Raw genomic sequence first — 21,885 nt, 5'->3', positions numbered from 1 at the left:
TCCCCTCAGCTGGTGACGTCCTTGGTGGTGAAGTTGGCCCAGGCCGCGGCGAGCAGCACGCCGACGTAGACGCCCTGCAGCGCCAGTCCGCGGACGACGTCGCGCCACAGGATCGGGTCGCGGAAGAGGTCGACGAAGGCCAGCCAGTAGCGGGTCGGCAGGTACGGCGCGATCGGCGAGGCGGCGTCCAGCGTGAACAGCAGGGACGAGGCGACCAGCACGGCCAGCGCACCCAGCGCGGCGGCCAGCGGGGAGTCGGTCAGCGTGGAGAAGAACAGCCCGAAGGCGGCGACGCCGAGCATCGACACGACGACGTACCCGATGGCCGTCAGCGTGCGGCCGACCAGCTCCTGCTGGGTGAGCCCGGTCCCGGACACCGACGTCCCGCCGGTGGCCGCGGTCAGCGGCTGGGCGTCGAACAGCGTCGTCCCGACGACGTAGCCGACGGCCGCCACCACGAGCACGGTGACCAGCACGAAGGCGACGACGGCGACCAGCTTGGCCACCAGCAGCAGGGTGCGCCCGGCCGGGCGGACCAGCAGGTAGCGCAGCGTGCCGGCCTGCGCCTCGCCGGCCACCGAGTCCCCGGCCACGACCGCGACGGCGATGGGCAGGAACAGCGGCAGCACGATGGCCAGCGCGGCCAGCGGGAACAGCGACCCGTTGGTCAGGACGGCGGAGAGGAACGGCGGCCCCTCCCCCGGCCGGGGCACCAGGTCGGTGAGCCGCACCAGGACCGCCACGAGCACCGGCAGCGCGTTGAGGACGGCGATCGTCGCCCAGGTGCGGGGCCGCCGGAACAGCTTGCGCAGCTCGACAGCGATCACCGGTGCACCTCCACCCGGTCGAGACTGCTGCCCGCCGCGGCGAGGACCACCTCCTCCAGGCTGGGCCGCTGCAGCGCCAGGCCGGTCACCGGCACACCCGCGCCGACCAGCAGCGCGTTGACCTCGGCCGGGTCGGCGCCGCGGACGACCACCCGGGAGCCGTCGACCGCGACCACCCGCCCGTCGAGCACGGCGGGCACCCGGTCGGCCGCCGGCGTGTGGACGACGGTCGCGCCGGTGGGTGCGGTGAGCGTGGCCAGCTCGTCCTGCAGCACCAGCCGGCCGCGGTCGAGCACGCCGACGCGGGTGCACAGCTGCTCGACCTCGGCCAGCAGGTGGCTGGAGAGGAACACCGTCGTCCCGCCGCGGTGCAGGTCGAGCAGCAGCTCGCGGATCTCGGTGATGCCCTGCGGGTCCAGGCCGTTGGTGGGCTCGTCGAGGACGAGCAGCTCGGGCCGGCGCAGCAGCGCGGCGGCCAGCCCCAGCCGCTGGCGCATGCCCAGCGAGTAGGCGCGCACCGGCCGCCGGTCGATGCCACCCAGCCCGACCTGCTCGAGCACCTCCTCGACCCGCCGCCGGCGGGTGCGGCGCGGGCCGCCGGGCCCGGCGGCGTCGAACAGCGCCAGGTTCGCCCGGCCGGACAGGTGCCCGTAGGCGGCCGGCCCCTCGACCAGCGCGCCCACCCGCGGCAGCACCCGCCGGGCGGCCCGCGGCATCCGCTCGCCCAGCAACTCCACCTCCCCACTGGTGGGCAGCACCAGGCCCAGCAGCATGCGCACCGTCGTCGTCTTCCCCGAGCCGTTGGCGCCGAGGAAGCCGTAGACGTCACCGGCGCGGACGTCGAGGTCGATGCCGTCGACCGCACGCAGCCGGCCGTAGCGCTTGACCAGGCCGCGGGTGCGGACCACCGAGGTCACGTCGGCACCCCGGGCAGCCGGCGGGCGGCCTCGGCGAGCGCGTCGAGCGAGACCGTGCCGGTCAGGACGTAGGCCGTGCGGCCGGGTCGCTCGACCAGCATCAAGCCGAGCGGACCGGCGGCGACCCGCACCCCCTGGGCGTCGACGACGGCGTCCGGGCTGGCCCGCAGCGTCGTGTCCAGCCCGCCGGCCACCCGCGGCGGCACGGGCGCCACGGCCAGCAGGGTGATGCCGCGGCCGTACACGCCGACCGCCGGCGGCACCCCGTCGAGGGTCCGGCGGGTCAGCCCGGCCAGCTGCGACGGCAGCGCGACCAGCGGTGCCCGCTGCTCGGCCTGCGCGATCAGGTCGTCGGTGTCGGGGGCGGTGAGCACCCTCGCCTCCGCCGGCGGGGTGAAGGCCAGCACCCGCGACGGCGGGTCGCCGAGGTCGAGGTCCAGGAAGCGGGTGTCCAGCGCGGCGTGCTCCGCGCCCTCGGCGTAGACCTCGACCTGCAGGGGCAGCCCGCTGGCCGGGTCGAGCCAGAGGTCGACCCGGCCGACCGAGGAGGCGGCGTCCGAGGGCACCAGCCGCAGCCCCTGCGCCTCGCGGCCGGCGATGCGGCGGGCGCCGGTGCGGGAGAGCTCGTCGTCGTGCGCCTCGGACAGCAGCCGGCGACCGAGCGAGGAGGGCAGCAGGTCCGGCGCCGTGGGCAGCGCCAGGGACGCAGGGACGCCGCGGGTGGCCGTCCCGGCCTCGAAGTCCCAGGTCCACGTCCCGGCGGGATCGCGGTGCACGTCGGTCTCGCCGGCCGCGGTGACCACGTCGACGCGGTGCTCGGTCGGGCCGCGCCACCACACCCGCATCAGCGTCCGGTCGCTGAACAGGTCGGCCACGTCGGTCAGCCGGTCGGAGACCGGCAGGGCGAGCCCGCCGGCCGACACCGCGTACCCGGAGAAGCCGACGTCCGCGCTGGCCAGAGCGGCGGTCCGCAGCTCGGCCGCCGGCGCGTCCCCCACGTCGGCGGGCAGCGCGCCCACGAGCGAGGGCAGCACCAGCAGGGTCGCGACCAGGAGCCCGACCACCGCCCAGCGCCGGATCGCGCCGTGCGCCCGTGCGGCCATGCGACCCACCGTACGGGCGGCGTGTCGCCGGGCCCTCGGCGGTCGTCGTCGGGACGCCGGGCGCGGTGCACTCCGAGCGGTGAGCCGGTCGCGGCGAGGAGGACGGCACGCCGTGGCCGAACTGGCAGGGTCCGCGTCACAGGACCTCGACGAGAGCACCGTGTCCGGGGGTGCGGGCCAGTCGTGTGTCCCGGGTGACCAGCGGACACTCCAGCGCCTCGGCCAGGGCGACGTAGGCCGCGTCGTACGCCGAGACGTTCTCCCTCAACACCCATGCACGGCGGCGGAGGGCGTCATGCGCCGCCCACCGCTCCACCGCCAGGTCGCTGTAGTCGGCGAGGACGCCGGTGGCCCCGTCGGCGCTCAGCGCCCCACGGCGAACCAGGCGGCGCAGCGCCGACACCACCTCGTAGTCCAGCAGCGCAGGCGCGTGCAGGTCCTCGGCCAGGAGGCGGCTCCGCAGCGGATCGCTGCCCTCGACCCCGGTCAGGACGTCGACCACGGCCGCACAGTCGACGACGATCACCGCGTCGGCCGAATCTCCCCCAGCCCCTCGCGTTCCTCCCGCTCCTCGTGCAGGGCGACGAGCGCGGACTCGGTGGCCGTCTCGGTGCGGCGCGCAGCGCGCTCCAGGACCTCCTGCACGGTGGGCCGGGCGGCGTCGCGCTCGAGCAGACCGAGCAGGTACCGGTTCAGCGATTCCCCACGGGCCGCTGCCCGCGACTTGAGCGCGCGGCGGACGTCGTCCGGCACGTCCCTGATCTGCAGCAACGAGCCCACGCGGTCAGACTACCCCCGGCTCAATACACTGTGCATTGAACGACGCTGCACTGAACGACACTGTGCATCGAACGTCCTCGCGCACGTCGCCGTGCATGGTCCGTCCGCGGCCGCGGGTAGGGCGCGGGCATGGCGCCTCCCATCGGCGACGCGGTCGTCGTCGACGTCCTCCGCCGGGTCGACCGGTTGACCGTTCCGCTGGTCCGCCGGCTGGGCCGGCCACCGGCGCTGCCGCAGGCCGAGCGCGACCGGTGGTGGGCCGACCGGGTCGCCCGGGTGGCCGCCGGAGTCAGCGCCTCGCCGCGCCTGGCCGGCAAGGTCGCCGACCTGCTGCCGCTGCAGAACACCGTCGGGGCGGCGGTACAGGCACTGGTCGTCGTCGGGGTGGCGACCGAGCACGGGGTCTGCGACCCGGCCGAGCGGGTGTCGCTGCTGGCCCGGGTCCTGCTGGAGCGCGACCTGCCCGCCGAGCGGGTCGAGCCGCTGCTGGAGCGGGTGCGCGGCAGCTACGCCGAGGAGGCGCTCGGCGCCCGGGAGGAGCGGGCCGGCGTGCGCGGCAACGTCCGCACGCTGTGGCGCATCGCCCGGCTGCTCGGCCGCATCGACGACACCCTCGACGCCCGCCCGCGGGGCAAGCGGCGGCACCGCGCGCTGGCCTACCTGCCGGTGGTCGGGGTGGCCGGCGGCTACGCGGCCGAGCGGGAGGGCCTGCGCCGGGCCGCGACCCGCACCGCCGAGCTGCTGACCGCGCCGGGGACCCGGCTCAGTGGGTAGCGCCGACCGCGGCCAGGTTGGCGTACACCTCACGCGTCGCCGTCGACCGGTTCATGGTGATGAAGTGGATGCCGGGGACCCCCTCGTCCAGCAGGGTCCGGCACAGCTCGGTGGCCACCTCGACGCCGTAGGCGCGCACCGCCGCCCGGTCCTCGGGCCGGTCGCCGTCCAACTCGGCGAAGCGGGCGGCCAGGTCCTCGGGGAACGCCTGCCCGGACAGCTGCACGATGCGGGTGATCTGCCTGGCGTTGGTCACCGGCATGACCCCGGCGATGAGCGGGACGTCGCAGCCGCGGGCGGCCACCCGGTCGCGCAGGCGCAGGTAGTCCTCGGCGCGGAAGAACATCTGGGTGATCGCGAAGTCCGCGCCCGCCCGGCACTTGCCCACGAACATCTCGACGTCACTGTCCGGGTCCGGCGAACGCGGGTGTCCCTCGGGGAAGGCGGCCACGCCGACGGAGAAGTCGCCCATCGAGCGGATCAGCTCGACCAGTTCGGCCGCGTACGCGAGCCCCTCGGGGTGGGTCACCCACTCGGCCTGCGGGTCGGCGCCGGGCGGGTCGCCACGCAGCGCCAGCAGGTTGCGCACCCCCGCGGCGGCCAGCCGGCTGACCACGTGCCGCAGCTCGGCGACGCTGTGGTCGACGGCGGTCAGGTGCGCCAGCGGCGTCATCGTCGTCTCGGTGGCGATCCGCTCGGTCACCGAGACGGTGCCCTCGCGGGTCGAGCCGCCCGCGCCGTAGGTCACCGACACGAACGAGGGCCGCAGCCGCTCCAGCTCGCGCAGCGCCGTCCACAGCTGGGTGGCGCCGTCCGGGGTCTTGGGCGGGAAGAACTCGAACGACCACGTCGGCCGGGCGTCGGCGAGCAGCTCGCGCACGGTGGGGGTCACGGTTGCCGAGGATACGGACCCCGTCGTCCGCCCGTGCCGCATCCGGCGGACGCCGTCCGGGCGAAGACCGCGCAGCACCAGCGCGACCGCCGAGGGACGAGGAGGCCGACCTGTTGACGCCGACCGGGCCCCGGCTTCCGGCCGCGCCGACTCGGGTCGCGGGCGATACTCGGACCGTGACCGCCGGGGCGCAGCAGCGCGAGTCCACCGCCCTCCCCCCGGCATCCCCGCCGGCCGTCGCCGAGCTCGACCGCGTCCGCGGCGCCGTCTCGGCCGCGCTCACCGGCTTCCTCGACGTCCAGCGGGAGACCCTCACCGCGATGGACGACACCCTCCTGCCGGTCGTCGACGAGGTGCGCGCCCTGGCCGACGGCGGCAAGCGGCTGCGGCCGCTGTTCGCCTACTGGGGCTGGCGCGGCGTGCTCGGCGACCACCAGGAGGACGGCCCGGCCGAGGACGACGCGGCCGTGCTGCGGGCGGTCGCCGCGCTGGAGTTCGTGCACACCAGCGCCCTGGTGCACGACGACGTCATGGACGGCGCCCTGACCCGCCGGGGCCGGCCGGCCACGCACGTCGGGTTCGCCGCGCGGCACGGCGACGGCCGGCTGGCCGGGGACGGCGACGCCTTCGGGGTGGGCGCGGCCATCCTCGTCGGCGACCTGGCGCTGGTCTGGTCCGACGAGCTGCTGCGCCACTCGGGGCTGTCCCCCGCGGCGCTGATGCGCGCCCGGGGGGTGTGGGACACCATGCGCACCGAGGTCACCGCCGGGCAGTACCTGGACCTGCTGCGCGCCGCCGGCGGACTGCCCGGCGCCCAGGGCGCGCTCACCGTCGCCCGGTACAAGAGCGCCGGCTACACCGTGCAGCGGCCGCTGCAGCTGGGCGCCGCGATCGCCGGCGCGGGCGAGCGCGCCGCCGACGTGTACACCGGGATCGGGCTGCCGCTCGGCGAGGCGTTCCAGCTGCGCGACGACGTCCTCGGGGTGTTCGGCGACCCGTCGGTGACCGGCAAGTCCGCCGACGACGACCTGCGCGAGGGCAAGCAGACGCTGCTCATCGCGCTGGCCGAGCAGGCCGCGGACGCCGAGGGCCGCCGGCTGCTCGCCGAGGTGCTGGGCAACCCGGACGCCGGCAGCGAGGACCTCGACGCGCTGCGGGACCTCATCGAGCGCACCGGCGCCCGCGTCCGGGTGGAGGAGCGCATCGCCGAGCGCACCGCCCTGGCCCGCACCGCCATCGCCGGCGCCCCGATCACCGACGACGCCCGGGCCGCGCTCGACGCGCTCGCCGTGGCAGCGACCACCCGCACCGCCTGATGGCGCGCACCGTCCCGGGCCGCACCGACCGCGTCGTCGTCGTGGGCGCCGGTCTGGCCGGCCTGTCGGCGGCGCTGCGGCTGCGCGGCGCCGGCCGGGAGGTCACCGTCGTCGAGCGGGCCCCGGGTCCCGGCGGACGCGCCGGCCGGGTCGAGCTGCGCGGGTACGCCCTCGACACCGGCCCCTCGGTGTTCACCGCGCCCGAGCTGGTCGCGGACGCCCTCGCCGCGGTCGGCGAGAAGCCGGAGCACCGGCTGACCCTCGTACCGCTGGAGACCACCTACCGGGCGCGGTTCGCCGACGGCTCGCACCTGGACGTGCACGCCGACGTGGACGCCTTCGCCGCCGAGGTCGAGGCGCTGTGCGGGCCGGGCGAGGCCGCGGCGCTGCGCCGCTACCTGGCCGACCTGGCCGAGCTGTACCGGCTGCAGCTGTCCACCTTCATCGACCGCAACCTCGACACCCCGCTCGACCTGCTGGGCCCCGAGCTGGTCGCGCTGGTCCGCCGCGGCGGGTTCGGCCGGCTCTCCCGGCACGTCGAGCGGCACTTCACCGACGACCGGCTGCGCCGGCTGTTCAGCTTCCAGGCGCTCTACGCCGGGGTCAGCCCGTACCGGGCGATCGCCGCCTACGCCGTCATCGCCCAGCTCGACATCGGCGCCGGCGTGTGGCACCCGGTGGGTGGCATCGCCGCCGTCCCCCGGGCGATGGCCGCGGCCGCCGCCGACGCGGGGGTCGAGTTCCGGTACGGCACGTCGGTCGAGCGGCTCGACGGCGCCGGACGGCGGGTCACCGGGGTGCTCACCGACGACGGCGAGCGGCTGCCCGCCGACGTCGTGGTCGTCACCGTGGACTCACCCGAGCGCCTCGTGCCCGGGTTCGCCCGGCGCCGCCGCCCGGTGTACTCGCCCTCCTGCGTGGCGCTGCACGTGGGCGTGCGCGCCGAGCTGCCCGGCCAGGCGCACCACACGATCAGCTTCGGCGCCGCCTGGCGGGAGGTGTTCGCCGAGCTCACCCGCGACGGCCGGCCGATGAGCGACCCGAGCCTGCTGGTGAGCATGCCGTCGGTCACCGACCGCAGCCTGGCCCCCGACGGCGGGCAGGTGCTCAGCATCGTGGCGCCCACACCCAACCTGGACCCGGGGAGCGGCGGCAACCCCGACCTGGACTGGACGACGCTGACCCCGCGCTACCGCGAGGAGGTGCTGGCCGCGCTGGAGGGCCGCGGCTGGACCGGACTGACCGCAGCGATCGAGGTGGAGCACGTGGACACCCCGCTGACCTGGGCCGCGCAGGGCATGGCCGCCGGCACCCCGTTCGCCCTGGCCCACACCTTCGGCCAGACCGGCCCGTTCCGGACGCCGACCCTGCCCCGCCGCGGCCCGGAGAACGTCGTCCTCGCCGGGTCGAGCGTGCAGCCGGGCGTGGGCGTGCCGATGGTCGTCATCAGCGGCCGGCTGGCCGCCGAGCGGATCACCGGCCCGTCGAGGGCCGGAGTGGCCACGATGGCCCCTCCCGGAACGGCGCGGACCCGGTGAGCGTCGTCCAGCCACCCTCGACGCGGGCCGAGCAGCAGGCACGGCTGGACGCCGCCTACCGGCACTGCGCCGCGATCGCCGCCCGGCACGGCAAGAGCTACCACCTGGCCACCCGGCTGCTCACGCCCGACCGCCGTCCGGCGATCCACGCCCTGTACGCCGCCGCGCGCACCGCCGACGACCTGGTCGACGTCCCCGGTGCCGACCCGGCCGGCGACCTGCTCGCGTGGTCGCGGGCGGTGCTCGCCGAGCTGGACGCCGGCTGGTCGGCCGACCCGGTGCGGCTGGCGCTGGTGCACACCTACCGCCGGTACCGGATCCCGGTCGAGCACCTGGTCGACTTCCTCGCCGCGATGACCAGCGACCTCGAGGTCACCGGCTACGCCGACACGGCCGCCCTCGACCGCTACACGTGGGGCTCGGCGGCGGTGATCGGGCTGCAGGTGCTGCCGGTGCTGGGCACCGCGCCCGGGGTGGCCCGCGAGGAGGCCGCGCCGCACGCCATCGCGCTGGGCGAGGCGTTCCAGCTGACCAACTTCTGCCGCGACGTCGCCGAGGACGTCGACCGCGGCCGGGTCTACCTGCCCGCCGACCTCATGGCCGCGCACGGCGTGACCCGCGAGCAGCTGGCGGCCAAGCGGTACGACCGCAACTTCGGCGAGCTCATGCGGGAGATGATCGCCATCGTGCGCCGCCGCTACGACGACGCCGCCCCCGGAACGCCGATGCTGGCGCCGGAGTCCCGCGACTGCGTGCGCGCGGCGACCGCCCTCTACGGCGGCATCCTCACCGAGATCGAGCGGGCCGACTACCGGGTGCTCGACCGCCGCGTGCGGGTGTCCCGGCCGCGGCGCCTGGCGGTGTTCGCCCGCCGGTTGACCGCCGCCCAGCTGGCCAGGGTCAGGGTGACCATGGCGAAGCCGAACAGCAGGTCCTCGACCGGGGCGTAGGCGATCCGCGGGCCCCAGATGGTGTCCGGGTCGTAGGTGACCACGTCCAGGCCGGTCAGCACGCCGTTCACCAGCAGCTGGAAGGTCAGGATGATCGCGTAGGCCACCCAGAACACCGGGCGGGTGACCATCCGGGTGCGGTAGACGGCCAGGTCGACGACGAGGACGGCGACGACGGCGGTGACCGCGAGGGCGGAGTAGCTCACGACCGCTCCTGCGCCACCGGCTCGGCCTCCTCGGCCGGGTAGCCGGCGTCCCAGCCGGTGACCCGGCGCACCGCCTCCAGCGCGAGCACCGAGCACAGCGGGACGACGAGGAAGAACAGCACCTCCTCGACCGGGATGCCGCCGGGCAGCCGGACGCCGAGGGTGAGCTCGGCCGAGTAGTTCCAGTGACCCTGTGCGATGGCGTAGAGCACCCAGGCCACGAACACGGCGAACTCCGGGGCGACCGCCAGCAGCAGCCGCCGCCAGCGGGCGTAGACCCGCACCCGCAGCACCAGCTCCAGCGGCGTGGTGACGACCAGGCAGCCGACCAGCAGCGCCAGGTACGTCAGGTGACCCACGGGAGGATCAGAACGCCAACGCCTGAGCCCGGCGGGTGGCCTCGCCGTGCCGGTCGCTGCGCAGCGCCTGCACCGGGGTGCCGGGCAGCGAGTCGTCGGCGCGGAACAGCCACGCGAAGGCCTCCTCGTCGCTGAACCCGCCGTCCCTGAGCACGGTGATCAGGCCGGGCAGGTGCTTGAGGACCGCGCCGTCCTGCAGGAAGTCGGCGGGGATGCGGCTGTTGCCGCTGCCGGGCACCGCCATGAGCTTGTACTCGCGCAGCAGCTGGCGGACCCGGTTGGGCGAGACCCCCAGGACAGCGGCGACCTCCGCAGGGGTGAGCGTCTCCATGGGGTGCGAGCCTATGGCGCCCGACGAGCGGACACCCACCGTGCCGGGCCGTCGGCCCGGCGACGTCACCGCCGCCCCGGGACACCGTTCCCCCTGCCCGGCGGCTCGGTAGGATCGACGGTGGGCCGTGACTGGCGCACAGGGGTGGGTCAACCACCGGGGAGCGGCCTGCACGTCCCCGCCGGGCGCCTGGGCACCCCCCTCGTCGACATCTGCTGGAGTGCTCCCATGACGACCGACGCGACCACCTCCCCGACCACCGTCCCGGACGCCGTCCCGGACGCCGTGGCCGCCTCCGCCGCCTACCGCAGCGCCCTGGAGGTCATCGGCGCCGTCGAGCCCCGGGTGGCCGAGGCGATCGGCGCCGAGCTGGCCGACCAGCGGGCCTCGCTCAAGCTGATCGCCAGCGAGAACTACGCCAGCCCCGCGGTGCTGCTCACCATGGGCACCTGGTTGAGCGACAAGTACGCCGAGGGCACCGTCGGGCACCGCTTCTACGCCGGCTGCCAGAACGTCGACACCGTCGAGGCGCTGGCCGCCGAGCACGCCCGCGAGCTGTTCGGCGCGCCGCACGCCTACGTGCAGCCGCACTCGGGGATCGACGCCAACCTGGTCGCCTTCTGGGCCGTCCTCGCCTCCCGGGTGGAGGCCCCGGCGCTGGAGCGGGCCGGCGTGCGGCACGTCAACGAGCTGACCGACGCCGACTGGCGCGAGCTGCGCCGCGCCCTGGGCGACCAGCGGATGCTGGGCATGTCCCTGGACGCCGGCGGCCACCTCACCCACGGCTTCCGCCCCAACATCAGCGGCAAGATGTTCGAGCAGTCCTCCTACGGCACCGACCCGGAGACCGGGCTGCTCGACTACGCCGCTGTCCGGGACCGGGCCCGGGAGTTCCGCCCGCTGATCCTCATGGCCGGCTACTCCGCCTATCCGCGCCGGGTCGACTTCGCGGTGATGCGCGAGATCGCCGACGAGGTCGGCGCCACCCTGGTCGTCGACATGGCCCACTTCGCCGGGCTGGTCGCCGGCAAGGTGTTCACCGGCGACTTCGACCCGGTGCCGTACGCGCACGTCGTCACGACGACGACGCACAAGTCGCTGCGCGGCCCGCGCGGCGGCATGGTGCTGGCCCAGCCGGAGTTCGCCGACGCCGTCGACCGCGGCTGCCCGATGGTGCTCGGCGGCCCGCTGCCGCACGTCATGGCCGCCAAGGCGGTCGCCCTGGCCGAGGCCCGCCGTCCGGCGTTCGCCGCGTACGCCCAGGCGGTCGCAGACAACGCGCAGAGCCTCGCCGAGGGGCTCACCCGGCGCGGTGCGCGGCTGGTCACCGGCGGCACCGACAACCACCTGGTGCTCATCGACGTGTCCGGCTTCGGTCTCACCGGGCGGCAGGCGGAGTCGGCGCTGCTGGACGCCGGCGTCGTCTCCAACCGCAACGCCGTCCCGGCCGACCCGAACGGCGCCTGGTACACCTCCGGCATCCGGCTGGGCACGCCCGCGCTGACCAGCCGCGGCTTCGGGGCGGCCGAGTTCGACCGCACCGCCGAGCTCATCGTCGACGTCCTCTCGGCCACCGCGCCCACGGCCGCCCGCGACGGTGGGGCGTCCAAGGCGAGGTACACGACCGCCGACGGCGTCGCCGCGCGGACCCGCGTCGCGGCCGCCGAGCTGCTCGACGCCCACCCCCTCTACCCCGGCCTCGAGCTGGCCTGAGAAAGGACCTCCTCCCCACCCCTCGGAGAAGGGACCCCGTCCTCCTCCCCGCTCGCAGGCTCGCGGCGAGCCTCTGGACGGGGCCGGCGGGGCCCTGGAGGGGGCCGTCGTGGCCGGTGTGACGGGTGAACCCGGCAGACCCCTCACCTGCGCGTGTGCAGGCGGTTCCGGCCGCCCCCGCTCCTACACTCGACCGGGTGGACACCGCCGTGACCGACCCCGTGGTCGGCCTCGTCCTCGAGGGGCGCTACGTCCTCGAGGAGCGGCTGGCGCGCGGCGGCATGGCCACCGTCTACGCCGCCACGGACCTGCGGCTGCACCGTCCGGTGGCGGTCAAGGTGATGGCCGAGCACCTGGCCCACGACCCCACGTTCGTCGGCCGGTTCACCCGCGAGGCGCACGCCGCGGCGATGCTCAGCCACCCCCACGTCGTGTCGGTCAGCGACCAGGGCAGCGACCAGGGTCTGGTGTTCCTCGTCATGGAACTGGTCCGCGGCCGGACGCTGCGCGACCTGCTCCAGGCCCGCGGCCGGCTCACCGTCGCCGAGGCGTTCGCCGTCCTGGAGCCGGTCCTGTCCGGGCTCACCGCCGCCCACCGGGCCGGCATCGTGCACCGCGACATCAAGCCGGAGAACGTCCTCATCGGCACCGACGGCGGCGTCAAGGTGGCCGACTTCGGCCTGGCCCGCGCGCTCACCGGCACTGGGCAGACCAGCCACACCGGCGGAGTGCTCATCGGCACCGTCGCCTACCTCTCCCCCGAGCAGCTCGAGCGCGGCCGGGCCGACGCCCGCAGCGACGTCTACGCCGCCGGGATCGTGCTGTTCGAGATGCTCACCGGCCACCCGCCCTACGGCGGCGACACCCCGCTGGCGGTGGCCTACCAGCACGTGCACCACGACATGCCCCCGCCGTCGGACGAGGTGCCCGGCACGCCGTGGCAGGTCGACGAGCTGGTCACCCGCGCCACCCGACGCGACCCCGCCGTCCGCCCCCTGGACGCCGGCGCATTCCTCGCCGACCTCGAGGACGTGCGCCGCGAGCTGGGCATCGAGCGGGTACCGGTGCCCACCGGCCGCAGCACCGCCGGCCCCGACACGCTGCGCCCGACCAACCGGCCTCCCCGTGCCCGCCACCCCAGCGACCCGGGGCGGCCGAGCGACCCGGGCACCGAGGTGCTGGGGAGCGGCACCCGCCCCGGCCGTGGGGGACGCACCTCGATGCTGCCCGGCACGGTCCCCGGCCCGACCACCGACGTGGCCGGACGGCACCCCGGGGTCGAGCGCACCCGTCCCGGCGTCCCGCAGCACGTCCGCCGCCGCCGCGCCCGGCTGGCCGTGGCCGTCGTCCTGCTGCTCGCCGTGACGATCGGCGCGATCGGCTGGTGGATGGGCTCGGGCCGCTGGACGACCGTCCCGCAGCTGGTGGGCAGGGACCAGGCGACCGCGATCGACCTGCTGCAGCAGGCGGGGCTGGACCCCGACTGCTGCACGGAGCAGTTCGACGAGGACGTCGCCGAGGGTGTGGTCGTCTCCGCCGACCCCGACGGCGGCGAGGCGATCCGCGGCACCGACGTCCGGCTGGTGGTGTCCAAGGGGCCCGAGCGGTTCGAGGTCGACCCGGCGCTGGTCGGCCGCCCGCTGGAGGAGGTCCGCCAAGCGCTCGCGCACATCCCCGTCGTCCCCACCGAGGTGCAGGACTACGACGACGACGTGCCCACCGGCTCCGTCACCGGCTTCGACCCCGAGCCCGGCACCGAGCTCAAGCGCGACCAGCCGCTGACCGTGTTCGTCAGCCGCGGGCACGCGCCGGTGGGCGTCCCCGCGGTGGTCGGCCTCTCCCCGGAGGAGGCGACGGCCAACCTGCAGGCGCTCGGCTTCACCGTCTCGCGGGCGGAGGGGCGCAGCGCCGACGTCGACTCCGGCAAGGTCATGGCGGTCACCCCGGCGGCCGGCCAGCAGGCGCCCTACCGGAGCACGGTCACCATCCAGGTGTCGGTCGGCCGGCCGCAGGTGACCGTGCCCGACGTCGTCGGCAAGGGCGAGGACGAGGCGAGGGCGGCGCTGGAGGCCGCGGGGCTGCACGTCACGGTGAGCCAGTTCTTCGGCGACCGGGTGTTCCGGCAGAGCCCCGGGGCCGGTGAGGTGGTCGACGTGGGCACCGAGGTGACGATCCTGGTGACCTTCGGATAGGACGGGACGCTGAGCGGATAGGACGGGACGCTGAGCACTGCTGCGGGTGCGCCGCCGATCGGCGCGCACGTCCAGGTCAGGCGAGGCCCCCGCCGCCTGAGTGCGGCCCGAGCACGACCACCACACGTCGGTGGCTGCTCCGCAGCCGGGTGTGGCAGCCACCAGGGTGCCGTGATCACCGTCTGTGGACGGCGGGAGCGGGGTCGGCCCGGTTCGCGGCAGGCTCTGCGCTCGTGTCCCACCCCGGCCCGCTTCCGATCGACACCGTCTTCCGCGGGAGCGAGGCCCTGGCCGCGGGCCTGCTGACCCGCGCCCAGCTACGCGGATCGGCGTGGCGACGGCTGCGGCACGATGTCTACGCCGACTCCCGGTTGCCGGTCGTGCACGAGCTGCACGCGCGGGCGGTCGCCCTGGTGGCCCCGCCCGCGGCGGTGTTGGGTGGACTCACCGCGGCCACGCTGTGGAGCACCCGTGGGCCCTTCGCCGGACCTGACGACCCGGTGGAGGTCGTCCTCCCGCCGGGGGTGCGCTGGAACGCCGGTGCGGGAGTCGTCGTCCGGACGTCGGACACCACCGGTGCCGCGGTCACGGACGGAACGCTGCGATGGACCGATCGCACCCGAACCGCGGTCGACCTCGTCCGTCGCGGCGCCGAGGACGATGCCGTCGTCCTGCTCGACCAGCTCGTGCACCGGCGGGTCGCCTTCCTCGACGACGTGCGGGCAGCCGTCGCCGCCCTGCCGCGATGCCGGGGCAGCCGTCAGGCACGGACCGTCGCAGCCCGCGCCGATGGCCTCGCCGAGTCACCTCAGGAGACGCGGTTGCGGCTGCTCGTCGACCGAGCCGGACTCCCCGCTCCGGTCGCCCAGTACGAGGTCCGCTCCGACGGCCGCTTCGTCGCCCGGGTGGACTTCGCCTACCCGGAGCAGCGCCTGGCGATCGAGTACGACGGCGCCTGGCACGGCGGGCCGGGCGAGTTCACCCGCGACCGCGACCGGCTCAACCGCCTCCTCGCCGCGGGGTGGCGGGTGCTCTTCGTGACCGCCAGCGACATGCGGCGGCCCGAACGGGTCGTCACGATGATCGCCGACGCCCTGGCCGTGTGATCACCACGCACTGACGGCTACCGGATTCCCAGCCTCGACCACCGTCAGCGCGTGGTGATCAACGGCGATCGGCCCCGATCAGCGGGCGAGCAGCTCGGCGAGCACGTCGGCGGCGCGCTCGATGCCGGCGCGGTCGACGTCGAGGTGGGTGACCAGCCGGATCCGCCGCGGGCCCACCTGCGAGACCAGCACGCCGCGCGCCTTGGCGGCCTCGGCGACCACCGGCGCGGGGACGTCGTCGAGCACCACGATGTTGGTCTCGACGCCGGCCGGGTCGACGCCGAGCCGCTTGGCCAGCGCCTGCGCGTGCTCGTGGTCCTCGGCCAGCCTCTCCACGTGGTGCTCCAGCGCGTACTGCCCGGCCGCGGCCAGCACGCCGGCCTGCCGCATCCCGCCGCCGAGCCGCTTGCGCCACAGCCGGGCGGCGGCGATCCGCTCGGCCGAGGCGACGACGACCGAGCCGACCGGCGCGCCGAGCCCCTTGGACAGGCACACCGACGCGGTGTCGGCCAGCCGCCCGTAGGTGGCCAGGTCGATCCCGGAGGCCACGGAGGCGTTCCAGATGCGCGCGCCGTCGAGGTGGACCGCGACCCCGGCCTCCCGCGACCAGTTCCACAGCCGCTGCAGCTGGTCCAGCGGCTGCACCAGCCCGCCGCCGCGGTTGTGCGTGTTCTCCACGGCCACCGCGGCGGTCGCGGTCAGGTGCCAGTCGCCCCGCGGGCGCACCTGGGCGACCAGCGCCTCGGCGTCCAGCCGCCCGCCCGAGACCACCGTGCGGGTCGAGATGCCGAACACCGCCGCCGCCGCGCCCATCTCGTAGGTGACCACGTGCGCGTCGGCGTCGCAGAGCACCTCCTGGCCGGGCTCGGCGACCAGGCGCATGCCGATCTGGTTGCCCATGGTCCCCGACGGGACGAACAGCGCTGCCTCGTGGCCCAGGAGGCCGGCGACCCGCTCCTCGAGCGCCCGGATCGTCGGGTCCTCGCCGTAGACGTCGTCGCCGACCTCCGCCTCGGCCATCGCCCGGCGCATGGCCGGGGTCGGGCGGGTGACGGTGTCCGACCGCAGGTCAATCATCGCGGACAAGGCGGCCCCCCTTCAGGGTCCCGCCGCGAGTTCGCGAGCGGTGGGGGGAAGGGGGGTCCTTCAAGGGGTCCTTCATCATCCCCGCAGCATCTCGGCGACGAGGAACGCCAGCTCCAGCGACTGGCCGGTGTTCAGCCGCGGGTCGCAGGCCGTCTCGTACCGGCTGTTGAGGTCCTCGTCACTGATCTCCATCGCGCCGCCGAGGCACTCGGTGACGTCCTCACCGGTCAGCTCGACGTGGATGCCGCCGGGCCAGGTGCCCAACGCCCGGTGGACGTCGAAGAAGCCGAGGACCTCGTCGACGACCCGGTCGAAGTGCCGCGTCTTGTACCCGGTGGGCGACTCGTGGGTGTTGCCGTGCATCGGGTCGCACTGCCACACGACCGCGTGGCCGCTGGCGGTGACCTTCTCCACGATGGCGGGGAGGACGTCGCGGATCCGCCCGTTGCCCATCCGGCTGATCAGGGTGAGCCGGCCGGGGACGCCATCGGGGTCGAGCCGCTCGACCAGCTCCACCGCCTGCTCCGGCGTCGTCGTCGGGCCGATCTTGACGCCGATCGGGTTGGCGATCCGCGACATGAACGCCACGTGCGCGCCGTACAGCTGCCGGGTGCGCTCGCCGATCCACACGAAGTGCGCCGAGGAGGCGTAGGCCCTCCCGTCGTGCACCCGCAGCAGCGCCCGCTCGTAGTCGAGGACCAGCGCCTCGTGGCTGTTGTACAGCTCGACGCCGCGCAACGCGGTGTCGTCGACCCCGCAGGCCTTCATGAACGCCAGCGCCCGGTCGATCTCGCGGGCGATCACCTCGTAGCGCACCCCGGCCGGGGAGCTGGCCACGAAGTCCTTGTTCCAGTCGTGGACGGCGTGCAGGTCGGCCAGCCCACCCCGGGCGTAGGCGCGGATCATGTTCATCGCCGCGGCCGAGTTGGCGTAGGCGCGGACCAGCCGGCTGGGGTCGGGGATGCGCTCGTCGAGCACCGGCTCGAGCGAGTTGACCATGTCGCCGCGGTAGGAGGGCAGGCCCAGGGCGTCGGTGTCCGACGAGCGGGGCTTGGCGTACTGCCCGGCGACCCGGCCCACCTTGACCACGGGCACGCTGGCGCCGTAGGTGAGGACGACGGCCATCTGCAGCAGCGTGCGCGTGGTGCTCTGCAGGTGCGCGTCGGTGTTGAGGTCGAAGGTCTCCGCGCAGTCGCCGCCCTGCAGCAGGAACGCCCGGCCCCGCGCCACCTCGGCCAGCCGACCGCGCAGCTCGTCGACCTCGCTGGGCGCCACGATCGGCGGCACCGAGGACAGCGTGGACAGGACGCCGTCCAGGGCGGCGCGGTCGGGCCACTGCGGCTGCTGGGCGGCGGGCAGCTCCCGCCAGCGGTCCAGACCGGGCACCAGTTCCGCGGGGTCGGGAAGGGTCACGCCTCCACAGGGTACGGGTGTCCAGACCTCAGCCGAAGAACACCTCCACCTCCGCGTAGCGCTCCGGCGGGACCAGCTTCAGCTGCGCGGTCGCCTGCGACAGCGGCACCCGCACGATGTCGGTGCCGCGCAGGGCGACCATGACGCCGGACTCGCCGTCGTGCACGGCGTCGACGGCGGTCAGCCCGAAGCGGGTCGCAAGGACCCGGTCGAACGGCGTCGGGGTGCCGCCGCGCTGGATGTGGCCGAGCACCACCGCCCGGGCCTCCCGGCCGGTCCGCTGCTCGATGAGCGAGGCCAGGGCGGTACCGATCCCGCCGAGCCGGACGTGGCCGAAGGCGTCCATCTCCCCCGTCGCGAGCATCAGCTCACCGCCCTTGGGCGAGGCGCCCTCGGAGACGACGACGATCGGCGAGTAGCCGGACTCGAACCGGTGCTGGCAGTGGGCGACGACGGCGTCGACGTCGAAGGGCTGCTCGGGGATGAGGACGACGGTGGCGCCGCCGGCCATCCCGGCCTCCAGGGCGATCCAGCCGGCGTGCCGACCCATGACCTCGACCACCAGCGTGCGGTGGTGGCTGTCGCCGGTGGTGTGCAGCCGGTCGATGGCCTCCGTCGCCACGCCCAGCGCGGTGTCGAAGCCGAAGGTGTAGTCGGTGGCGTCGAGGTCGTTGTCGATCGTCTTGGGGACGCCGACGACCTGCAGGCCGGCCTCGGCGAGCTTGGTGGCCACGCCGAGGGTGTCCTCCCCGCCGATCGGGATCAGCGCCTCGATGCCGAGCCGCTCCAGGTTGGCCAGCACGCGGTCGGCGCCGCCCTCGAGCGCGTAGGGGTTGGTGCGCGAGGTGCCGAGCACGGTGCCGCCGCGCGGCAGGATGCCGCGCACCGCCCGCAGGTCCATGGTCACCGTGTCGGCGTCGAGCACCCCGCGCCAGCCGTCGCGGAACCCGACGACCTCGTCGCCGTGCTGGGCGAGGCTCTTGCGGACGATGGCCCGGATGACCGCGTTGAGGCCAGGGCAGTCGCCGCCGCCGGTCAGGATGCCGATGCGCATGTGCCGTCCTCCGGGGTGCGAAGCGCTGCTGGGGCATGGGCAGGCGTCATGATGCCGCAGGTGGGGAGCCGGGTCGTCGGCACCCCGTGAGCGGCGTCACAGGAGCCGCCCGACCCGCGCGCACCCCGTCCGCCGACCGGGCTCGTGGACGCCCGGTGCGGGGTCCCGGCCGGCGGGTGCTCAGCGTCGCGCGCTCTGCATCGCCTGCCAGCGGGCCAGGTTGTAGCGGGCGTCGACCAGCGCGTCGTGCGTGCCGCCGGGCCGGGGCGGCAGCGGTGGCTGCCCGAGGTCGTCCCAGCGCTGGCGCAGCTCACGGGTGAACCGCGGGATCGGCCGGGGCAGCGCCGGCATCGGCCCCCACAGCTGGCACAGCGCCACGTGGTCGTAGGCGGCGAACCAGGCCCACAGCTCGACCTCCTCGCCGGGGCCGGTGAGGAAGGCCAGCAGGTCCTCGCGGATCCGCTGCCGGTCGCGCCAGGCGCGGTCGGCCGGCGGCGGCAGCTGGTCGAGGACGTGTCGCCGCACCCACGGGATCGCCCGGCCCGGGTCGAACTCGGTGCTGACGGCGTAGAACTCGCGGCCGGTCTCGTCGACGACGCCGATGCTCACCAGGTCGATGGTGGTGCCGTCCTCGATGAACTCCGTGTCGTAGAAGTACCGCCGCACGAGTCCCACCGTAAGCGGGAGGGGCAGAGCCCTCCCCGGCCCCGGCCCCCTCGCGGGTCGGTCCCGGGTCGGCCCCAGTAAGGACCCCCTTGCCCCCCACCGCTCGCAAGCTCGCGGCGGGCCCCTGCAAGGGGGCCGGGTCCTTTCTCAGCCGGCCAGGGACTCCGGTGCCCGGTCGCCGGCCTCGTGGACCGGCGGCTGCAGCCGCGAGACCACCTCGGAGGCGCTGGCGCCGGTGTCCTCCATCGACTTCTTCACCTGGGCGCCGTAGACGTCGACGTACTCCTGCGCGGACAGCGTCATGATCTCGTACATGATCTCGTCGGTGACCGACCGCTCGACGAACCGGTCGCCGGCCAGGCCCTCGTAGCGGGAGAAGTCCAGCGGAGGGCCGAAGCGCACGCGGACCGCCGGCAGGTGGAGCCCCACCAGCGGCAGCCGCCGACGCCGGTAGAGCATCGCCACGGGGACGACGGGGGCACCGGTCTCCAGCACCATCCGGGCCACGCCGGTCTTGCCGCGGAAGAGCCGCCCGTCGGGCGACCGGGTGCCCTCGGGGTAGATGCCCAGCAGCTTGCCCTCGCGCAGGATCCGCAGGCCGGTGCGGATGGCGTTCTCCGCGGCCGAGGCGCTGCTGCGGTCGATGGGCACCTGCCCGGCGCCGGCGAAGAAGGCCCGCTGCAGGAAGCCCTTCACCCCTCGGCCGGTGAAGTACTCGGCCTTGGCGAGGAACGTGACCCGCCGGCGCAGCGACAGGGGCATGAAGATCCAGTCGGCCGCCGACAGGTGGTTGCTGGCGAGCACGGCCGCTCCGGTGCGAGGCACGTGGTCCTCGCCCTCGACCCGCGGCCGGAGGAACAGCTTCACGACCGGCCCGATCGCCATGAACTTGAGGAACCAGTAGAACAACACGCCCTCCCTCTGGGGCTGCCAGACTAGGGAGCCCGGGGGTGTGAGGACAATCCGCCCGCCTCGTCCCGCCGGAGCACCCCGTTCCCGCCGGACGCCGAGGAGGACACGTGCCGATTCCCGACCTGGTGCCCGGCGCCGAGCCGTTCGCCTTCCCCGGCGGGCCCGCCGGCGGGGGCACCGGCGTCCTGCTCGTGCACGGCTTCACCGGGTCCCCGTTCAGCATGCGCCCGTGGGGGGAGCACCTGACCGCCGAGGGCTTCGCCGTCCGCGCACCGCTGCTGCCCGGGCACGGCACCCGCTGGCAGGACTGCAACCGCACCACCGAGCGGGACTGGCTGGACGCGGTCTCCGACGCGTTCGACGAGCTGGCCGCCGAGTGCGAGCGGGTCGTCGTCGCCGGGCTGTCGATGGGCGGCACCCTGGCCGTCCGGCTCGCCGAGCTGCGCCCGGACGACGTCGCCGGTCTGGTGCTGGTCAACCCCTCGCTGCTGACCGAGCGCCGGGACGCCAGGCTCCTGCCGCTGCTGGCCCGGCTGACCCCCGCCTGGACGGCGATCGGCGACGACGTCAAGAAGCCCGGCGTCACCGAGCGGGCCTACTCCCGGCTGCCCACCCGGGCGGTGCTGGGGCTGGGCCGGCTGTGGACGGCGACCCGCGCCGACCTGCACCGGGTGACCGCTCCCCTGCTGGTCTTCCGCAGCGTCACCGACCACGTCGTCGAGCCGGCGTCGGTGCGGGTGCTGCTGGCCGGGGTCGCCAGCACCGACACGACCGAGGTGCTGCTCGAGGACAGCTACCACGTCGCCACCCTGGACCACGACGCCCCGCGCATCTTCGCCGGCTCGGTCGACTGGATCCGCGCCCGGGTGCCCGCGCTCGAGGAGGGCGCGTGAGCGGCCGGGGCCGCCGGGACAACGGCCTGCCCGCGACCCTGTGGACGCCGCTGCGCGACGTCGACCCGCGGGTCGGCGAGCACCTGCTCGACGTCCTGCGCGAGGCCGGGGTCGCCGCCTACCTGGAGCCCTCGGCCGACGTCGAGCCCTACACCCGGGCCGTGTCGCTGCCCAGCCCGCCGACCGACCGGCTCTTCGTGGACCGTTCCCGCACCAGCGAGGCCCGGGCCCTGGTCGAGCAGCACGTCGACGACGCCGCGCCGGAGCGCACCCGTGCTCCGCGGGCGCCCCGGCGCGAGGTCGACGAGGACGCCGAGTGGGCGCGCATCGTCGCCGCGTTCGAGGCCGAGCACGGCCGCACCGGGGTCGATCTCGGATCCGGCGACACCGACGCCTCCGCCGCTCCGCCTCCGGCACCGGTCGAGCCGTCGGTGCTCGACCGGCCCGACGAGCACTACGAGCCGCCGCCACCCCCGCCTGTCCCGGCTCCCGCGCCCGCCTCGCTGTACGCGGTGCTGCTCATCGCGGCCGGCGCCGTGCTCGTGGGCGCCCCGCGGGTGCTCGGGCTGTCCGCGGACCTCGGACTGGTGCTCGGGGTGGCCGCCGTCGTCGGCGGGGTCGGGGTGCTCGTGTCGCGGATGCGCGAGCGCTCGACCGACGATGGTGACGACGGCGCGGTCGTCTGACCCCGGAGGGGCAGCGCAGGGGGGCACCGTCGGTCGCCGCGTTGCCCTAGTGTTCCGATCCGGAGATCCGTGCGCAGTATCGGGCGATCTTGTTGAGGATCTGGTCCGGGGTCTTGACCCACTTGAAGGGCCGCGCCTGTTCGTTCCACTGGTCGATCCATCGTTGCAGCG

The 21,885-nt window shown here is 75.2% G+C and carries 22 protein-coding genes, 1 pseudogene and 1 riboswitch; of the genes and pseudogenes, 9 read left to right on the top strand and 14 right to left on the bottom strand.

What is annotated here, in order from left to right:
• Positions 1 to 5 precede the first annotated feature (5 nt).
• From DQ238_RS15610 to DQ238_RS15590, 5 genes are all read right to left on the bottom strand, one after another.
• Positions 6 to 827 (bottom strand): ABC transporter permease, encoded by an 822-nt coding sequence (locus DQ238_RS15610; protein WP_113782190.1) that lies wholly within the window; start codon positions 825 to 827, stop codon positions 6 to 8.
• Complete coding sequence (locus tag DQ238_RS15605) at positions 824 to 1,744, bottom strand: ABC transporter ATP-binding protein (protein ID WP_199506378.1); 921 nt, start codon at positions 1,742 to 1,744, stop codon at positions 824 to 826. Before DQ238_RS15605 ends, DQ238_RS15610 begins: the two co-directional genes overlap by 4 nt.
• On the bottom strand, positions 1,741 to 2,847 hold the full coding sequence (locus tag DQ238_RS15600; RefSeq protein ID WP_113782255.1) for a sigma-E factor regulatory protein RseB domain-containing protein: 1,107 nt from the start codon (positions 2,845 to 2,847) through the stop codon (positions 1,741 to 1,743). Before DQ238_RS15600 ends, DQ238_RS15605 begins: the two co-directional genes overlap by 4 nt.
• Positions 2,848 to 2,983: 136 nt before the next feature.
• Positions 2,984 to 3,373, bottom strand: a complete 390-nt coding sequence (locus DQ238_RS15595) for a type II toxin-antitoxin system VapC family toxin (RefSeq protein ID WP_113782189.1) — start codon at positions 3,371 to 3,373, stop codon at positions 2,984 to 2,986.
• Positions 3,370 to 3,627, bottom strand: coding sequence for a hypothetical protein (locus DQ238_RS15590; protein ID WP_113782188.1), 258 nt, complete (start codon positions 3,625 to 3,627; stop codon positions 3,370 to 3,372). Before DQ238_RS15590 ends, DQ238_RS15595 begins: the two co-directional genes overlap by 4 nt.
• 129 nt (positions 3,628 to 3,756) lie before the next feature.
• Here DQ238_RS15590 and DQ238_RS15585 point away from each other — a divergent pair, with 129 nt between their 5' ends.
• Complete coding sequence (locus DQ238_RS15585; protein ID WP_113782187.1) at positions 3,757 to 4,401, top strand: hypothetical protein; 645 nt, start codon at positions 3,757 to 3,759, stop codon at positions 4,399 to 4,401.
• On the opposite strand, the gene metF is transcribed toward DQ238_RS15585, so the two are convergent.
• Positions 4,391 to 5,293: a methylenetetrahydrofolate reductase [NAD(P)H] gene (gene metF, locus DQ238_RS15580; protein ID WP_199506377.1), complete on the bottom strand. Its 903-nt coding sequence runs from the start codon at positions 5,291 to 5,293 to the stop codon at positions 4,391 to 4,393. The two genes, DQ238_RS15585 and metF, sit on opposite strands and share 11 nt — an antisense overlap.
• A 176-nt stretch (positions 5,294 to 5,469) precedes the next feature.
• Here metF and DQ238_RS15575 point away from each other — a divergent pair, with 176 nt between their 5' ends.
• The 3 genes from DQ238_RS15575 to DQ238_RS15565 are packed head-to-tail and all read left to right on the top strand — an operon-like array spanning position 5,470 to position 9,097.
• Positions 5,470 to 6,609, top strand: coding sequence for a polyprenyl synthetase family protein (locus tag DQ238_RS15575; protein ID WP_113782186.1), 1,140 nt, complete (start codon positions 5,470 to 5,472; stop codon positions 6,607 to 6,609).
• Positions 6,609 to 8,147: a phytoene desaturase family protein gene (gene crtI / locus DQ238_RS15570; protein WP_113782185.1), complete on the top strand. Its 1,539-nt coding sequence runs from the start codon at positions 6,609 to 6,611 to the stop codon at positions 8,145 to 8,147. The genes DQ238_RS15575 and crtI overlap by 1 nt, the downstream gene beginning before the upstream one ends.
• Positions 8,144 to 9,097 carry a phytoene/squalene synthase family protein gene (locus tag DQ238_RS15565; protein WP_113782184.1) on the top strand — a complete coding sequence of 318 codons (954 nt, stop codon included), beginning with the start codon at positions 8,144 to 8,146 and terminating at the stop codon, positions 9,095 to 9,097. The genes crtI and DQ238_RS15565 overlap by 4 nt, the downstream gene beginning before the upstream one ends.
• On the opposite strand, the pseudogene DQ238_RS23835 reads toward DQ238_RS15565, so the two are convergent.
• The 3 genes and pseudogenes from DQ238_RS23835 to DQ238_RS15550 all read right to left on the bottom strand — a co-directional run.
• Positions 9,094 to 9,303 (bottom strand): annotated as a pseudogene (locus DQ238_RS23835) (lycopene cyclase domain-containing protein); the annotation flags it as partial. The gene DQ238_RS15565 and the pseudogene DQ238_RS23835 sit on opposite strands and share 4 nt — an antisense overlap.
• Positions 9,300 to 9,662, bottom strand: coding sequence for a lycopene cyclase domain-containing protein (locus DQ238_RS15555; protein WP_113782182.1), 363 nt, complete (start codon positions 9,660 to 9,662; stop codon positions 9,300 to 9,302). The pseudogene DQ238_RS23835 and the gene DQ238_RS15555, both read right to left, overlap by 4 nt.
• A 7-nt stretch (positions 9,663 to 9,669) precedes the next feature.
• Positions 9,670 to 9,993 carry an Rv2175c family DNA-binding protein gene (locus tag DQ238_RS15550; protein WP_113782181.1) on the bottom strand — a complete coding sequence of 108 codons (324 nt, stop codon included), beginning with the start codon at positions 9,991 to 9,993 and terminating at the stop codon, positions 9,670 to 9,672.
• 117 nt (positions 9,994 to 10,110) lie between these two features.
• A riboswitch (ZMP/ZTP riboswitch) is annotated at positions 10,111 to 10,195 on the top strand.
• A gap of 26 nt (positions 10,196 to 10,221) precedes the next feature.
• Here DQ238_RS15550 and DQ238_RS15545 point away from each other — a divergent pair.
• The 3 genes from DQ238_RS15545 to DQ238_RS15535 all read left to right on the top strand — a co-directional run bounded on the left by DQ238_RS15545 (position 10,222) and on the right by DQ238_RS15535 (position 15,004).
• The gene (locus DQ238_RS15545; protein WP_113782180.1) at positions 10,222 to 11,706 is read left to right on the top strand and encodes a glycine hydroxymethyltransferase; all 1,485 of its coding nucleotides are present in this window, start codon (positions 10,222 to 10,224) and stop codon (positions 11,704 to 11,706) included.
• Positions 11,707 to 11,903: 197 nt separating this feature from the next.
• Complete coding sequence (gene pknB, locus DQ238_RS15540; RefSeq protein WP_199506376.1) at positions 11,904 to 13,898, top strand: Stk1 family PASTA domain-containing Ser/Thr kinase; 1,995 nt, start codon at positions 11,904 to 11,906, stop codon at positions 13,896 to 13,898.
• Between the two features lie 233 nt (positions 13,899 to 14,131).
• Positions 14,132 to 15,004, top strand: a complete 873-nt coding sequence (locus DQ238_RS15535; RefSeq protein ID WP_113782179.1) for an endonuclease domain-containing protein — start codon at positions 14,132 to 14,134, stop codon at positions 15,002 to 15,004.
• Positions 15,005 to 15,082: 78 nt separating this feature from the next.
• On the opposite strand, the gene DQ238_RS15530 is transcribed toward DQ238_RS15535, so the two are convergent.
• The 5 genes from DQ238_RS15530 to DQ238_RS15510 all read right to left on the bottom strand — a co-directional run bounded on the left by DQ238_RS15530 (position 15,083) and on the right by DQ238_RS15510 (position 20,135).
• The gene (locus DQ238_RS15530; protein WP_113782178.1) at positions 15,083 to 16,081 is read right to left on the bottom strand and encodes a low specificity L-threonine aldolase; all 999 of its coding nucleotides are present in this window, start codon (positions 16,079 to 16,081) and stop codon (positions 15,083 to 15,085) included.
• A gap of 84 nt (positions 16,082 to 16,165) precedes the next feature.
• Complete coding sequence (locus DQ238_RS15525) at positions 16,166 to 17,503, bottom strand: class II 3-deoxy-7-phosphoheptulonate synthase (protein WP_113782177.1); 1,338 nt, start codon at positions 17,501 to 17,503, stop codon at positions 16,166 to 16,168.
• Between the two features lie 28 nt (positions 17,504 to 17,531).
• On the bottom strand, positions 17,532 to 18,557 hold the full coding sequence (locus tag DQ238_RS15520) for a 6-phosphofructokinase (protein ID WP_113782176.1): 1,026 nt from the start codon (positions 18,555 to 18,557) through the stop codon (positions 17,532 to 17,534).
• 180 nt (positions 18,558 to 18,737) lie between these two features.
• Positions 18,738 to 19,223 carry a polyadenylate-specific 3'-exoribonuclease AS gene (locus DQ238_RS15515; RefSeq protein WP_113782175.1) on the bottom strand — a complete coding sequence of 162 codons (486 nt, stop codon included), beginning with the start codon at positions 19,221 to 19,223 and terminating at the stop codon, positions 18,738 to 18,740.
• Positions 19,224 to 19,370: 147 nt separating this feature from the next.
• Complete coding sequence (locus tag DQ238_RS15510) at positions 19,371 to 20,135, bottom strand: 1-acyl-sn-glycerol-3-phosphate acyltransferase (RefSeq protein WP_233496001.1); 765 nt, start codon at positions 20,133 to 20,135, stop codon at positions 19,371 to 19,373.
• 107 nt (positions 20,136 to 20,242) lie between these two features.
• On the opposite strand from DQ238_RS15510, the gene DQ238_RS15505 reads away from it, so the two are divergent.
• Both DQ238_RS15505 and DQ238_RS15500 read left to right on the top strand, forming a co-directional pair.
• Positions 20,243 to 21,028, top strand: a complete 786-nt coding sequence (locus DQ238_RS15505; RefSeq protein ID WP_113782174.1) for a carboxylesterase — start codon at positions 20,243 to 20,245, stop codon at positions 21,026 to 21,028.
• On the top strand, positions 21,025 to 21,714 hold the full coding sequence (locus DQ238_RS15500) for a hypothetical protein (protein ID WP_113782173.1): 690 nt from the start codon (positions 21,025 to 21,027) through the stop codon (positions 21,712 to 21,714). Before DQ238_RS15505 ends, DQ238_RS15500 begins: the two co-directional genes overlap by 4 nt.
• The last annotated feature ends 171 nt before the right edge of the window (positions 21,715 to 21,885 follow it).

The organism is Geodermatophilus sp. TF02-6 (assembly GCF_003319115.1).
GTDB lineage: Bacteria > Actinomycetota > Actinomycetes > Mycobacteriales > Geodermatophilaceae > Geodermatophilus.
The sequence above is the reverse complement of the archived record's forward strand: the minus strand, read 5'-3'. Positions and strand labels throughout refer to the sequence as shown.